Origin of the sequence: Lactobacillus sp. ESL0791 (assembly GCF_029433255.1) — a bacterium.
In the GTDB taxonomy this organism is placed as follows: Bacteria; Bacillota; Bacilli; order Lactobacillales; family Lactobacillaceae; genus Lactobacillus.
In genome coordinates, this window is the sequence record NZ_JAQTHU010000001.1 from 1,918,675 (window position 1) to 1,931,386 (window position 12,712).

Sequence of the window (12,712 nt, forward strand, 5' to 3'; positions counted from 1 at the left end):
CTATTTTGCCTGCTTTTTGGTCTTGGCTTTACTACTCTTGCTGCTTTTTTTAGTAGTTTTCTTGACCGCTGGCTTTTTGGCTTCGGGTTTTTCAAATGTGCGTACTTCCTGCAGCTTATTAACAATCGCCTCTGCCAGCTTGGCAATCATCTCAGCCTGGTTTTCCAGCAATTCCGCACTTGAACACAGCTCATCAATCCGAAAGCCGGAAACATTAACGTAATCCGACCGGGTCTCAAAGTACACCTTTACAGGATAATTCTTGCCTTCATCAAAAAAATTAGCAATTTTCTTATAGTTGCTGTACGGCAGATTGATAATGTTAGTTTCCAAGGCAAAAGTAACTGGCCGCTGCCCCGTAACCGCAAGTTCTGTTTGAATGAGCGAATTATGCTTAATTGCGGCAGCAACCTCCTTCAGCATTTTTTCCGCGTATTCGGTAATTTTACTCTTGGACTTACTAAGATCGGCATACTTGGCAGTTTCTAAATCCTGCAAATAGTCTTGTTCTTCAATTATTTTCGTTAAGTCGGTTAAATTAATTTCCAATCTAAATTCCTCTTCTATGATTAAACGTTAATTTCACTATCAACAATACCCAAAATTCCTGTCAAAAACAATTCTTTCACCAAATTTTTAAAAAACGAAGAAAAATAAAATTATTAGTTTTTCCAATTTTCGTATATTATAAAATTAAATTTTATACTTACTCTGCTGTTTCATTTGCAAAATTTAAATAACAAATGTAGTATTTTCATTGGATACGTTGCAAGTTCAATATTTTTAACTATATATTCTATTTACAAACGCTTTCACAGACTGTACAGTAGTACATGTAAATAACAAATTTATTTGATTTTTAGTTGAGAGGCAAAAAAATATGTCAGATAAAGTTTATACAGATTACTTTTATAACTCAGAAGATTTCGACAGAAATCACGGCATGGGCTATAAAGAGCTCCACATGCCAGAAAATGTAGAAGCTTCACCGATGGTTGTGCCACCAGTATTGGAGCCTGACAAAGTTGACGGCAACGATATTTGGTACACAATCGAGTCCCAAGAGGGCGACTACCAATTTTTACCAGGCAAGAAAACCCACACTTGGGGCTATAACTTCCCAGTTCTTGGTAAAACCATTGTTTTAACCAAAGGCCAGCACGTTCACGTAACTCTAAAGAATAGTTTACCAGAATTGACTACCTATCACTGGCACGGCTTGGAAGTTTCTGGACCAGGCAACGATGGTGCTTGTCACTCACCTGTTTATCCTGGTGAAGAAAAGCATATTGACTTCGTTGTCAAGCAGCCTGCAGCTTTGACATGGCTTCACGCTCATCCATGTCCATCAACCGCTGCGCAAGTCTGGATGGGACTTGCCATGGGAGTTGTCGTTACCGATACTAATGAAGCAGAACTTCCAATTCCAAAGACATACGGCAAGGACGAATTTCCAGTTATTTTGCAAGACCGGAACTTCCACGAAGACAACCAGTTTGATTACAAGGCAGACTACAACGCAATGGGCGTTTATGGTGACACCCCAGTAATCAATGCTACGGTTAAGCCTTATGTTGATGTTACCACGCAAAAAGTTCGGTTAATCTTCTTAGGCGGTTCCAACCGGCGTGAATGGAGATTGCACTTCAGCGATGACTTGGTAATGACCCAAATCGCCGGCGACGATTCATTCTTGGAACACCCAGTCAAGTTAACCAAGATTTTAATCGGACCAGGTGAGCGGCAACAAGTTGTCGTTGACTTTGGCAACTACAAAGAGGGCGACGTGGTTAACCTCTACACCGATGACTTTAAGCTGATTGAATTCAGAATTCATGCTTATGAAAAAGACGATAGTGTCATTCCAGACACTCTGTTTACCCCGTATGACCCAGTTGTAAATCCGAACAAGGAAATTCGCAAAGTCACGATGGATAACCACAATGAAATCAACGGCAGACAATTCTCAATGCAGAGAATTGACATGAAGCAGACACTGATGAGTGCTGAATACTGGGATGTAACCAACACCAACGATAAGAAAAACGGTATGCTCCATCCATTCCACGTCCATGGTGCCCACTTCTTAGTTGTATCACGTGACGGCAAAGAACCATATCCAAATGAAAGAAATGTCTACAAAGACACTGTTGAAGTTGCCCCACAAGAAACTGTTCGTGTGAAGGTTTACTTCCAAAACACGGGTGTCTTCATGTACCATTGCCACATTATCGAACATGAAGATGCCGGCATGATGGCCCAAATTCAAATCGTTGATCCTGCTGAACCAAACAAGAAATACCATTTGATGGACATGGAAACCTTGACTAAGGCCTTTGCTGAAGAAAAAGGCATCCCGATGGATGAGGTTTATTGCCCAGGCATGGATGTTGAAGGCATGGACGTTAAAGGTGAAGACCACACGATGGATGCTTTTTCAGGCGCAAGTCATCACTAATTTTTAAAAGCCACTAACATTTCTCTAAAATCACTCAACTTAGTTTGGGTGATTTTTCTATTGCCAATAACTGTTCTTATATGTTTAAATAAGCATATGAACAAGAAAAAAGACACAAATAAAAAAATAATTTATCTTATTGGTGGAGTAATCTTTTTGAGCCTAATATTCATTGGTTTAAATTCACGGCAAGTAAAAGATTGGCACGCCGAATTTCGGGTGACTGTCACGCAGCCAAAAATGAAATTAAATGTTCCCTTAGAAAAGCAATATCCAGAATTGCCTAATGGCTGCGAGGTGACTTCCCTGTCAATGCTGCTTGATTACTACCGGATGTCACCCGGAAAAATGACATTGGCACAAAAAATTGCCCATGTCTCTTCTTTTACTGACAATGGGCAATATCGCGGCAATCCTCATCAAGGATTTGTCGGTTATATGAGCCAGGCAAATGCTGGCTGGTGTGTCTACCACGAACCGCTTTTTGCCGTCGCACGAAATTACACGAACCGAATTCAAGATGCCAGTGGGACTGACTTCATCCGGCTGCTGTACCTGGTTTCCAAGGGACATCCGGTCATGATCATCACCAACACGACTTTTGCACCCGTGAACAACCTGCAGACCTGGAACACAGCTCAAGGTCCCGTTAAAGTCACACCCTCCTCGCACGCCTGTGTGCTCACCGGCTATAACCATCAAACCGGTACGGTCTATGTTAACGACCCCTTTGGTAAGAAAAATAAGCCACTATCGTGGCAAAAGCTGGAAGCTAGCTACAATCAGCGCGGCAAACAAGCACTGTATATTAAATAATCAGCAGTTTACAATTTTTGTAACTGCTGATTATTAATTTTTATAAATTTAAACTGTCCTTTTCACATCATAATTATCAGAACAATCCCGTTAACCACGGCTAAATACAGCGGCATCCACAGGGTCTGCGTGTACAAATAAGACCACGCAAACAAGGCACCAAAGACTGCATTAATCAGTAGCAAAGGAATTGAGGACTGCCAGTTAAGGACGCTGAACAGAATTCCCGACGTGATAATTCCCAGTAGAGCAACAAAAGCCGTGTTTTTTCTAAACGCGTAGTTAAAAAGAAAGCCGGTTGACAAAAAGATCTGTAACACAGGCAGAACAACTCCCAAGGCAACAAACAAAAACCAGTACAGGGATCTTGATTCGTGCTGCAAATATCCAATCTGAAAGTCATAAAAACCGAGTTTGCCGCAGGACTGCATAAAAGAAACACTAATTCTTAGTACCGTCACCACAAGAGTTAAGCCAATAATCAAGCCAAAATTTTTCAGCCAACTTATATTAGGATTTGTTTCAAAAAACCGCTGCTCTCGGTTAAAACGGTAAATATAGAACAGCAACACCATTACCGAAATTAATGTAAATAAAATTAAATCCCATATTCGCACTGGTGATTTCATGGTAACTAATTTCACTACACCGGCAGCCATCAAATAACCGATGACGTATGCAGCGTAGCGAATCAAGTTGCCTTCTCTTGATTCTGGCGTATTCACAATTTCACTCCTACATATAATGTACCCTACAAATCCTATATTATAGCAAAAAAGCCGGCTTTTATGAAACACCAATCGTATTATTTCGTTTTAATCTCAACATTATTAACATCAGTTAACGCAAAAATGTGCCCAGAAACAAACACCTGACCGTCTTGACAGCCCTCAACATACCCGACAACATCAGACTGCAGTTGATCATTGGCATCAACTTCTTTTAGTTGAACAGCAACAAGCAGGTGACTGGCAAAGGCTCTAGTTAAAATTGAGCTGATTTTCTCCTCAGACATTGCTGGCTTTTCTGTGTGTACAACTGCCCGTTGCTCCTTATCCTTGTTAATCCTCATCGTGTGATCGCTGAGAAAAAAACCCGCCCATTTTTTCATGCCCCGATCTTGATAGTTTTTAAAAAAATTTTGCACTACTTTGTCAAAATCATTCATAGGCATTGCCACCGCTATGCCCGCCAACCAAATTACTGCGCTTAATTGCCGTTGCTCCTTTTAACAGACTTGAAGCCTTTACCAAGTGAGTAAAGCCATATTTTTGTCGAATCTGGTCAATCGTCAGCGTCAGATTTTGACGTTTAATTTGCTGCTCCGGATCGGCAAAAAACGTCAGCTGCTGCTCCTTAGCCGAAACCAGGCTGCTATAATCGACACCCAGCGCCCGCACAGCTTCGCCATGCCAATTTTTGCGGAAAAGCGCCAATAATTCGGCAACTAATTCCTCATTATCAGCGGTCGGACAGATTTTACGGTGAACGCTAAAGCCTTGGCGCTGATAACTGCGATATTCAGAAAAACGGACATACAAGTTGACGCAGCCAGCCTGCAAGCGATGTGCCCTAATTCTGGCCGCAACTTGTTCGCCAATTTCCCGAATAACAATTTCAATCTCACGCTGGTTGAGATAATCCTTGGTAAGGATCTGCGAGTTGCCATAGCTTTTCATTTTGGGAAAAAATTTCTGACTAATAATACTGCGGTCAACTCCCCAGCTAAGGGCAAATAGCTGCTCGCCAATCACGCCGAATTCTTTTTTTAGCAATGAAGGATCGCTATGTGCCAGTTGATACATATTATTAATTCCTAGGTTATGCAAATGTTTTGCCGTCCGCCTACCGATGCTCCAAACGCTGTCAAGCTGTTCAATCCGCCAAAGAGTATCGGGAACATCAATGTAATGCCAATAGGCAATCATTGACCTGCGATGTTTAGCCGACAAATCCATCGCTAGTTTAGCTAAAAGCGGATTTTCGCCGATTCCGCAAGTTGTGTACAAACCAATTGTGTCATGAATGTCCTGCTGAATTTTGCGGGCAACCAGGTACGGATCATCGCCAAACAAATGCCAGGACTTGGTCATATCAATCATGCTCTCATCAATTGAATAGACGTGAATATCTTCATCTGCCGCATATTTACGAAAGATCTGCAGGACCTGCATGCTGCGCTTAATATAAAGATTCATATGCGGCTCAACCAGTAATAGATCCGGCGCCTTCTCTTTTGACGGCAAATCACGTGCCCGCATCACATTTGTTAAGCCATATTTTTTCTTTGCCAAAGGTGAAGCCGCCATAATCAGCCCCGAACCCCAGGATGAGTGCGGCTGCCGCGAGACAACTGCCAAAATTACCTTCATCGGATTTAGTCCCAACCTGATTGCCTCACAGCTAGCAAAAAAAGACTTGTTATCAATCATAAAAATCAAGCGATGTGGTTCATAGCGGTAATCATACATAATCCCTGTTCCTCTTTTTTGCAAACGTTTGTTCGTTAATTGATATTATACAAACATTCGTTCGAATAAGCAAGAACAAAAAAGCAATCTTTTCCAGTCCACATGACTAAAAAGATTGCTATTGCCACAAATATTATATTCAGTATACAGCTGGCATTGAGCCAATACTTGAATTAACTATTAATTTCGCGTTTGCGAGATCTTGTTGTGCCCTGTTTAACAACCAAGTTGCTTGCTTAACTTCAACAATACTTGCAGTTTGAGAACTGTTAATTACTTTAGCATAATTTAGATATTGATCTGAAACTTGAAAGCTAGAAATTACGCAAAAAGAGCGTGATTTCTAGCTTTTTTAGTACAAAAATAAAAACGCAAGACCTCCCTGCGTTATACTTTAAGTGTCAAAATCAAAGTTAAAGGAGATCTCACGCTATGAAAAGTATATCGCAAATCAATCAAGAAAAGGATACTTGTTCTTTAATTTCTGCTTTTGCTAAACTAATTGGTCTAGCTGATCTGAGCAAGAAAGTTAACTTTAAACGTCATTCCTTAGTTAGCCTGCTCATGGTGATTAATTGGATGATCCAATCACGCTTTGCCAGAAAGTCTCTGTATCGTTTCGATCAACCTGCAGAATTTACTTCTAAAACTGGCAGAAATGTTCTCAATGATGGTCGCATCAACTGGCAAAAACTGCTTTGCTTAGCTGCTGTCAATTTGATTACTGCGCTCAAACCCGCAATTGATAAGCGTAGAAGATTAGCCTTGATCGTTGATGATACTTTGATGTCACGTTCCTATTCTAAGAAAACGGAATTGCTTGCTAGAGTTTATGATCATAATGAGCATGAATATGTTAATGGTTACCGTGGCCTAACTGTTGGCTGGAGTGATGGCAATACTTTTTTGCCAGTAAATTTTGCTTTAATGTCAACTAAGAACAAACAAAACATGATTGGCAGTAAAGCCATTACTACTGATAAACGTTCCATTGCAGGCAGAAGAAGAAATCAAGCTCAAAGACAGATGAATGATGTTACAGTTGAATTAATCAAACAAGCTTTAAACGAAGGCATTCCAGCGGACTATGTGCTGTTTGACAGTTGGTTTGCATCACCCAAAATGTTCTGGCGGTTAAAACAACTAGGATTAAACAGCGTATCTATGCTTAAATTAAGCAAAAAAGTATACTATCGATATCGTGGCCGGCTCTATGATGTAAAAAGTCTGTACGAAAGATTGACGGCATCAAAGATAAAGTTGAAAGACGATTACCTTTATAGCTGCGTGGTAGAAGCTGAATATCAAGGACATAGCTTTCCGCTCAGATTAGTATACGTTACTAAGCGCGGTAACAAGAGAAAATACTTGGTTTTGGCTACTACAAGATACCAGTTGCAGCCAAAAGAGATTATTCAGCTTTATGGCCGTAGATGGCAGATAGAGACTTTCTTTAAAGCAACCAAGCAGTATCTGGCTTTAGATAAATCACAGATCCAAAACTATGACGGACAAAGTGGCTATTTTGCCATCACTGCCTTAACTTATGAGCTGCTAGCTTGGCAGGAAAGACAAGCAGTTGATGAGCGAACAATTGGAGATTTGTTTTACTTAATGAATGACGCGTTGCCAGATTTAGCTTTCGAAAAAGCATTGGTCTACCTGTTATCGGCATTGAAAGAAGTCAAGGAGCAAATTACAGAAGAGGTAGACCAAATAATAAGCAAATTTATTAAGCTATTACCTAGCTTCATTCAAAAATATTTGGCGTGAACCAAATAAAACACAAGTGGGCATTAAAAAAGTCAGAGCCCACAAGGAATCTGACTAGTTTTATTGCTTTCAAGTTTCAGATATTGATCATATAATTCGCTGAAGAATTCATAGTTATTATAATTGTCAGATGATTTAACAGTGGCTTCTTGAATAATTGATTTTTGTAAGTCCTGTTTATCAGGTTCAGTGGCTACTTTTGCGTCTTCTCTTGCCTCTTCAGCTGTATTAATTGGAGTAAGCCGTGGGCCTGAAACATATCTAGTATCCTCAGCCTTGACATAGAAAAGATTATTGTCAGTAGCATTACCCACATTTATTGTGTCATAGTTTGTAGTATCTCCTAAACGATAAAATAATTCAGCTTTATTATTCTGTCGTACCCAAATATAAAGCAATTCTATTGCTTGTTTGGCATTAACTAAATCTTTACCGATTGTAACAACTTCACTATTACTACTTGGGTTAAGAATACTTTGGAGATTATAAGCAACAGTTGGCTTAATAAATTCGATATAAGTATCCTTTGTTTGGGTTGCCAATCTTTGTCGTAGCCGGGTTTTAACTGAAAAAGCGCCAATATAGGCATCGTTAGTATTGGCTATATGATAATAATTTTCTCTACTATTACCATCTATATCTGAAAAAACATAATCGATCTTTACTTTTTTACCATTTTGGATGGTAACTTTACTAGATCCGGTTCCGGTAGTATATGGTTTTGAATAATCCTTATCGTAAACTGTAACGGTAGCAGTTGCTACATAGAGCGGCTGACCATTAATTTCACTGACATTAGCAGCGTTAATGTAGCCGCCATGACCAATGCTGTAATAATATTTACCTTTGACTTTTATATAAGGCAACCATGATTGATTGTAATTGTCGTCATTCAAAAGATAGTATTGCTTACTATCATGATCAATTGATTCAACTGTACCTGCATACTGCACATTAGTACCTTTACGTAAATGTGTTTTATATCGGCTGCCACGATATTTTTTAAGCCTTTTTCCATTTTTATTGTAAACATAAGCACCATGAGCTAACTGCATCGTATTAGTACTTGAAGTAGCAGCCAATGCAGAAGTAGCAGAATGTTCAATTGCTGGTACACTAACACCTAAGGCTAATACAGCAGCAATTGTAGTAATTATTAGTTTCTTGTTTAGTTTCATAAAGTTCACCTCAAAGTTATAACATCATTATAATACACCTGCATAGAGAGCGCTTAATCAGTTAATAATATTTTACTTTTTAACATATCCAATATAATTAATAATTAAAAGCGGAAAGTAAAAAAGTGCAGCAGATTATCTCTTATTTGGAAATCTGCTGCAACTGTTTCTCTTTATTATTCTATCCTAAAACTATATTTACCTAAAAATGGGGCAACTGACCTAATTTTGATTAAACTTTAGCTGACAGGCATGGTATCGTCAACGCCTTCATTACCAGATTTTGTAATGTTTAATAATGCTTGCTGTTGTGTAGTTAAATACCAAGCAGCTTCTTTAACCTCAGTAATGCTTGCTGAAGTTGAAGAATTGACGGTTTTAGCCTGTTTTAAAGCTTCATCATAACAAGCTTTATAAGTATTTACGTAAAGTTCATTTTTATAGTTAGCATTAGCTGTAATTGTTTTTTCTTGATCAATTAACTTTTGCAAATCTTGCTTGTCAGTTAATGTAGCAATTTTAGCGTCTATTTTAGCTTCTTCAGGAGTATTAGCTGGTGTCAATTGCGGACCTGATAAGTATACGGCATCAGCTGCTTTAATATAAAACAGTTGATTTTGGATTGCATTGTCGTAATTAATGGATTCTTCAGGAGAGTAATAATTTAAGCGATAAAATAATTCGGCTTTATTGTCTTTAGGTACCCAAACATAAATTTCTCTAATTATTGGAAGAGCTTCATTTTTTGTAAGCATAACGTTTTTATTAGTAATTTCAGGATTAATAATTGATGAAATTTTGTAAGCATTACTATTTTGCTTTAAGCCGACATAAGTATACATAGTGTAAGTAGCTAATTTTTGACGAGGTTGAGTTTTAACAAATTTAGTAATAACAAAGGCATCAATTGTACCAGTTATTCGATAAGCTGTTGACCTTGAATTTCCGGTAGGAATTGTACTAATACAATCAACTGTGATTTTTTGACCCGTTTTAATGAGAGTACGATCAGAGCCTGAGCCAACGTATAGTCCTTTTTTAGGGAAGTCATCGTATTTATTTTTGTCGTGAATTGTAACGGTAGCAGTTGCCACGTAGAGCGGCTGACCATTAATTTTACTGACATTAGCAGCGTTAATGTAGCCGCCATGACCAATGCTGTAATAATATTTACCCTTGACTTTTCTATAAGGCAGCCATGACTGATTATAATTATCGTCATTCAAAAGATAGTATTGCTTACTATCACGCTTAATTGATTCAACTGCACCTGCATATTGCACATTAGCACCTTTACACAAATGGGTTTTGTATCGGCTGCCACGATATTTTTTAAGCCTTTTTCCATTTTTATTGTAAACATAAGCACCATGAGCTAACTGCATCGTATTAGTGCTTGAAGTAGCAGCTAATGCAGAAGTTGTAGAATGTTCAATTGTTGGTACACTAACACCTAAAGCTAATATAGCAGCAGTTGTAGTAATTATTAGTTTTTTGTTTAATTTCATAAAGTTCACCTCAAAGTTATAATATCATTATAATACACCTGCATAGAGAGCGCTTAATTAGTTAATAACATTTTACTTTTTAACATATCCAATATAATTAATAATTAAAAGTGGAAAGTAAAAAAGTGCAGCAGATTATCTCTTATTTGGAAATCTGCTGCAACTGTTTTTCTTTATTATTCTATCCTAAAACTATATTTACCTAAAAATGGGGCAAATAACCTAATTTTGATTAAACTTTAGCTGACAGGCATGGTATCATCAGCGTTTTCATTATTAGATTTTGTAACGTTTAATAATGTTTGCTGTTGTGTAGTTAAATACCAAGCAGCTTCTTTTACCTCAGCAATACTTGCTGAAGTTGAAGAATTGATGGCTTTAGCCTGTTTTAAAGCTTCATCATAATAAGCTTTATAAGTATTTTCATAGTAGAAATTGTTGTAGTTAGCACTAGTCTTAACTGTTTCTTCTTCATTAATTAATTTTTGTAAATCTTGCTTGTCAGCTGCTGTTGCAATTTTAGCGTCTATTTGAGCTTCTTCAGGAGTATTAGCTGGTGTCAATTGCGGACCTGATAAGTAAACGGCATCAGCTGCTTTAACATAAAACAGTTGATTTTGGATTGCATTTTCGTAATTAATGGATTCTTCAGGAGAGTAATATTTTAAGCGATAAAATAATTCGGCTTTATTGTCTTTAGGTACCCAAACATAAATTTCTCTAATTATTGGAAGAGCTTCATTTTTTGTAAGTGTAACGTTTTTATTAGTAATTTCAGGATTAATAATTGATGAAATTTTGTAAGCATTACTATTTTGCTTTAAGCCGACATAAGTATACGTAGTGTAAGTAGCTAATTTTTGACGAGGCTGAGTTTTAACAAATTTAGTAATAACATAGGCATCGATTGTACCAGTTATTCGATAAGCTGTTGAATCTGAATTTCCGGTAGGAATTGTACTAATACGATCAACTGTGATTTTTTTACCCGGTTTAATGAGAGTACGCTCAGAGCCTGAGCCAACGTATAGTCCTTTTTTAGGGAAGTCATCGTATTTGTCGTAAATTGTAACGGTAGCAGTTGCTACATAGAGCGGCTGACCATTAATCTCATTAACATTAGCAGCATTAATGTAACCACCATGACCAATACTGTAATAATACTTGCCTTTGACTTCTCTATAAGGCAACCATGATTGATTGTAATTATCGTTATCTAGAAGGTAGTATTGCTTGCTATCACGATCGATTGGTTCAACTGTACCTGCATATTGCACATTAGCACCTTTACGCAAATGGGTTTTATATCGGCTGCCACGATATTTTTTAAGTCTTTTCCCATTTTTATTGTAAACATAAGCACCATGAGCTAACCGCATCGTATTAGTACTTGAAGTAGCAGCCAATGCAGAAGTAGCAGAATGTTCAATTACTGGTACACTAACACCTAAAGCTAATACAGCAGCAATTGTAGTAATTATTAGTTTCTTATTTAATTTCATAAAGTTCACCTCAAAATTTATAATAGTATTATAATTAACTATAGCAGGTTATCTTAAAAATTAAAGTTAAATATTTTTATATCAAGATTTGCTGGTTTTTAAAAATTTAATTTTAATCAATCACCAAAGAAGTCTAATAAATAAAAGGGTCATATTATTTTTTTGAAGAAGGCAACAATAAATGAAGAAAAATAAAAAAATAGCAATTAGTTTAGCAGCTGTAATGTTAGCTACTCCCCCGATAATATCAACAATGACTAATCAGGTTCATGCAATAGAAACAGCTAACCAAAATTCTACAGAAGGAACTTTAACTTTAAATCATAATACGCGTATTTATAATAGAAAGGGGCAAAAATTATCTTCTTATTTGAGAAGTAGTAGTTTACTTAAGAAGGGTACAACAGTAAAATATGAAGCCAAAATACAGGCTATCGATGATCCGAGTACAAAAAGATACTCATTTCATGATAATAAATGGAATTGGTTCTATCTCCCCTATGAAACGATTAAAGGTCAAGAGTATTACAGTATCGGTCATGGCGGCTATATTAAAGCAGCCAATATTGGGCAAATAAATAATTATCAACTTTATACTAATGAAGCAACAGGAGTAATTAAAGACTTAAAATATTCAAGAACCCCTGGAAAAGAACCTGTTTTTGATTATCATGCTGTTAAAACTAATAAATATTTAACAGTTGGGACAAAAGTGACAATAACTCAACAAGCAGGTATATATGACTTATCTGAGCATGCCTATGGCAATCAAGGTATAACGGAATTCTATAAAATAAAGAATTCAAACGAATATGTTTGGACCAATACAGTTAATGTTAAAAGTAGACAGGCCATTCTTCCTTATAATCTTACAGGTGAGAAGAAAAAATATCCAATTTCATCAAAAGACTAAAATTAAAGGACTAACTCCGATTAAATATCGAAATTAGTCCTAAGATAAAGTTTAATAATCTATCCTAATTTTGAGTTTCAATTGAAGCAGCAT

11 protein-coding genes are annotated in these 12,712 nt (G+C 37.2%); 4 read left to right on the top strand and 7 right to left on the bottom strand.

What is annotated here, in order from left to right:
• Positions 1-549 carry a hypothetical protein gene (locus PT285_RS09315; RefSeq protein WP_277149950.1) on the bottom strand — a complete coding sequence of 183 codons (549 nt, stop codon included), beginning with the start codon at positions 547-549 and terminating at the stop codon, positions 1-3.
• A gap of 331 nt (positions 550-880) precedes the next feature.
• Between PT285_RS09315 and PT285_RS09320 the strand changes: the two genes are divergently transcribed.
• Positions 881-2,458: a multicopper oxidase family protein gene (locus PT285_RS09320; RefSeq protein WP_277149952.1), complete on the top strand. Its 1,578-nt coding sequence runs from the start codon at positions 881-883 to the stop codon at positions 2,456-2,458.
• 96 nt (positions 2,459-2,554) lie between these two features.
• On the top strand, positions 2,555-3,274 hold the full coding sequence (locus tag PT285_RS09325) for a C39 family peptidase (RefSeq protein ID WP_277150680.1): 720 nt from the start codon (positions 2,555-2,557) through the stop codon (positions 3,272-3,274).
• A 62-nt stretch (positions 3,275-3,336) separates the two neighbouring features.
• Here the strand turns inward: PT285_RS09325 and PT285_RS09330 are convergent, their stop codons facing one another.
• From PT285_RS09330 to PT285_RS09340, 3 genes are all read right to left on the bottom strand, one after another.
• The gene (locus tag PT285_RS09330) at positions 3,337-3,999 is read right to left on the bottom strand and encodes a CPBP family intramembrane glutamic endopeptidase (RefSeq protein ID WP_277149954.1); all 663 of its coding nucleotides are present in this window, start codon (positions 3,997-3,999) and stop codon (positions 3,337-3,339) included.
• An 80-nt stretch (positions 4,000-4,079) separates the two neighbouring features.
• On the bottom strand, positions 4,080-4,442 hold the full coding sequence (locus PT285_RS09335) for a hypothetical protein (RefSeq protein ID WP_277149956.1): 363 nt from the start codon (positions 4,440-4,442) through the stop codon (positions 4,080-4,082).
• A complete protein-coding gene (locus PT285_RS09340; protein ID WP_277149958.1) occupies positions 4,435-5,745 on the bottom strand; it encodes a Y-family DNA polymerase in 1,311 nt (436 codons plus the stop codon). The genes PT285_RS09335 and PT285_RS09340 overlap by 8 nt, the downstream gene beginning before the upstream one ends.
• Positions 5,746-6,177: 432 nt before the next feature.
• On the opposite strand from PT285_RS09340, the gene PT285_RS09345 reads away from it, so the two are divergent.
• A complete protein-coding gene (locus tag PT285_RS09345; RefSeq protein WP_277149928.1) occupies positions 6,178-7,518 on the top strand; it encodes a transposase in 1,341 nt (446 codons plus the stop codon).
• A 32-nt stretch (positions 7,519-7,550) separates the two neighbouring features.
• Here the strand turns inward: PT285_RS09345 and PT285_RS09350 are convergent, their stop codons facing one another.
• From PT285_RS09350 to PT285_RS09360, 3 genes are all read right to left on the bottom strand, one after another.
• On the bottom strand, positions 7,551-8,696 hold the full coding sequence (locus tag PT285_RS09350) for an SLAP domain-containing protein (RefSeq protein ID WP_277149959.1): 1,146 nt from the start codon (positions 8,694-8,696) through the stop codon (positions 7,551-7,553).
• 239 nt (positions 8,697-8,935) lie between these two features.
• Positions 8,936-10,204, bottom strand: a complete 1,269-nt coding sequence (locus PT285_RS09355; protein WP_277149961.1) for an SLAP domain-containing protein — start codon at positions 10,202-10,204, stop codon at positions 8,936-8,938.
• A gap of 239 nt (positions 10,205-10,443) precedes the next feature.
• The gene (locus PT285_RS09360; protein WP_277149963.1) at positions 10,444-11,706 is read right to left on the bottom strand and encodes an SLAP domain-containing protein; all 1,263 of its coding nucleotides are present in this window, start codon (positions 11,704-11,706) and stop codon (positions 10,444-10,446) included.
• Positions 11,707-11,887: 181 nt separating this feature from the next.
• On the opposite strand from PT285_RS09360, the gene PT285_RS09365 reads away from it, so the two are divergent.
• The gene (locus PT285_RS09365) at positions 11,888-12,619 is read left to right on the top strand and encodes an SLAP domain-containing protein (protein ID WP_277149965.1); all 732 of its coding nucleotides are present in this window, start codon (positions 11,888-11,890) and stop codon (positions 12,617-12,619) included.
• Positions 12,620-12,712 lie beyond the last annotated feature (93 nt).

What these genes read in the sequence shown, in the direction of transcription:
- PT285_RS09340 (WP_277149958.1), bottom strand. Translation starts at nt 5,745, where the DNA reads ATGTATGATTACCGCTATGAACCACATCGCTTGATTTTTATGATTGAT.
- PT285_RS09345 (WP_277149928.1), top strand. Translation starts at nt 6,178, where the DNA reads ATGAAAAGTATATCGCAAATCAATCAAGAAAAGGATACTTGTTCTTTA.
- PT285_RS09350 (WP_277149959.1), bottom strand. Translation starts at nt 8,696, where the DNA reads ATGAAACTAAACAAGAAACTAATAATTACTACAATTGCTGCTGTATTA.
- PT285_RS09320 (WP_277149952.1), top strand. Translation starts at nt 881, where the DNA reads ATGTCAGATAAAGTTTATACAGATTACTTTTATAACTCAGAAGATTTC.
- PT285_RS09365 (WP_277149965.1), top strand. Translation starts at nt 11,888, where the DNA reads ATGAAGAAAAATAAAAAAATAGCAATTAGTTTAGCAGCTGTAATGTTA.
- PT285_RS09355 (WP_277149961.1), bottom strand. Translation starts at nt 10,204, where the DNA reads ATGAAATTAAACAAAAAACTAATAATTACTACAACTGCTGCTATATTA.
- PT285_RS09325 (WP_277150680.1), top strand. Translation starts at nt 2,555, where the DNA reads ATGAACAAGAAAAAAGACACAAATAAAAAAATAATTTATCTTATTGGT.
- PT285_RS09360 (WP_277149963.1), bottom strand. Translation starts at nt 11,706, where the DNA reads ATGAAATTAAATAAGAAACTAATAATTACTACAATTGCTGCTGTATTA.
- PT285_RS09335 (WP_277149956.1), bottom strand. Translation starts at nt 4,442, where the DNA reads ATGAATGATTTTGACAAAGTAGTGCAAAATTTTTTTAAAAACTATCAA.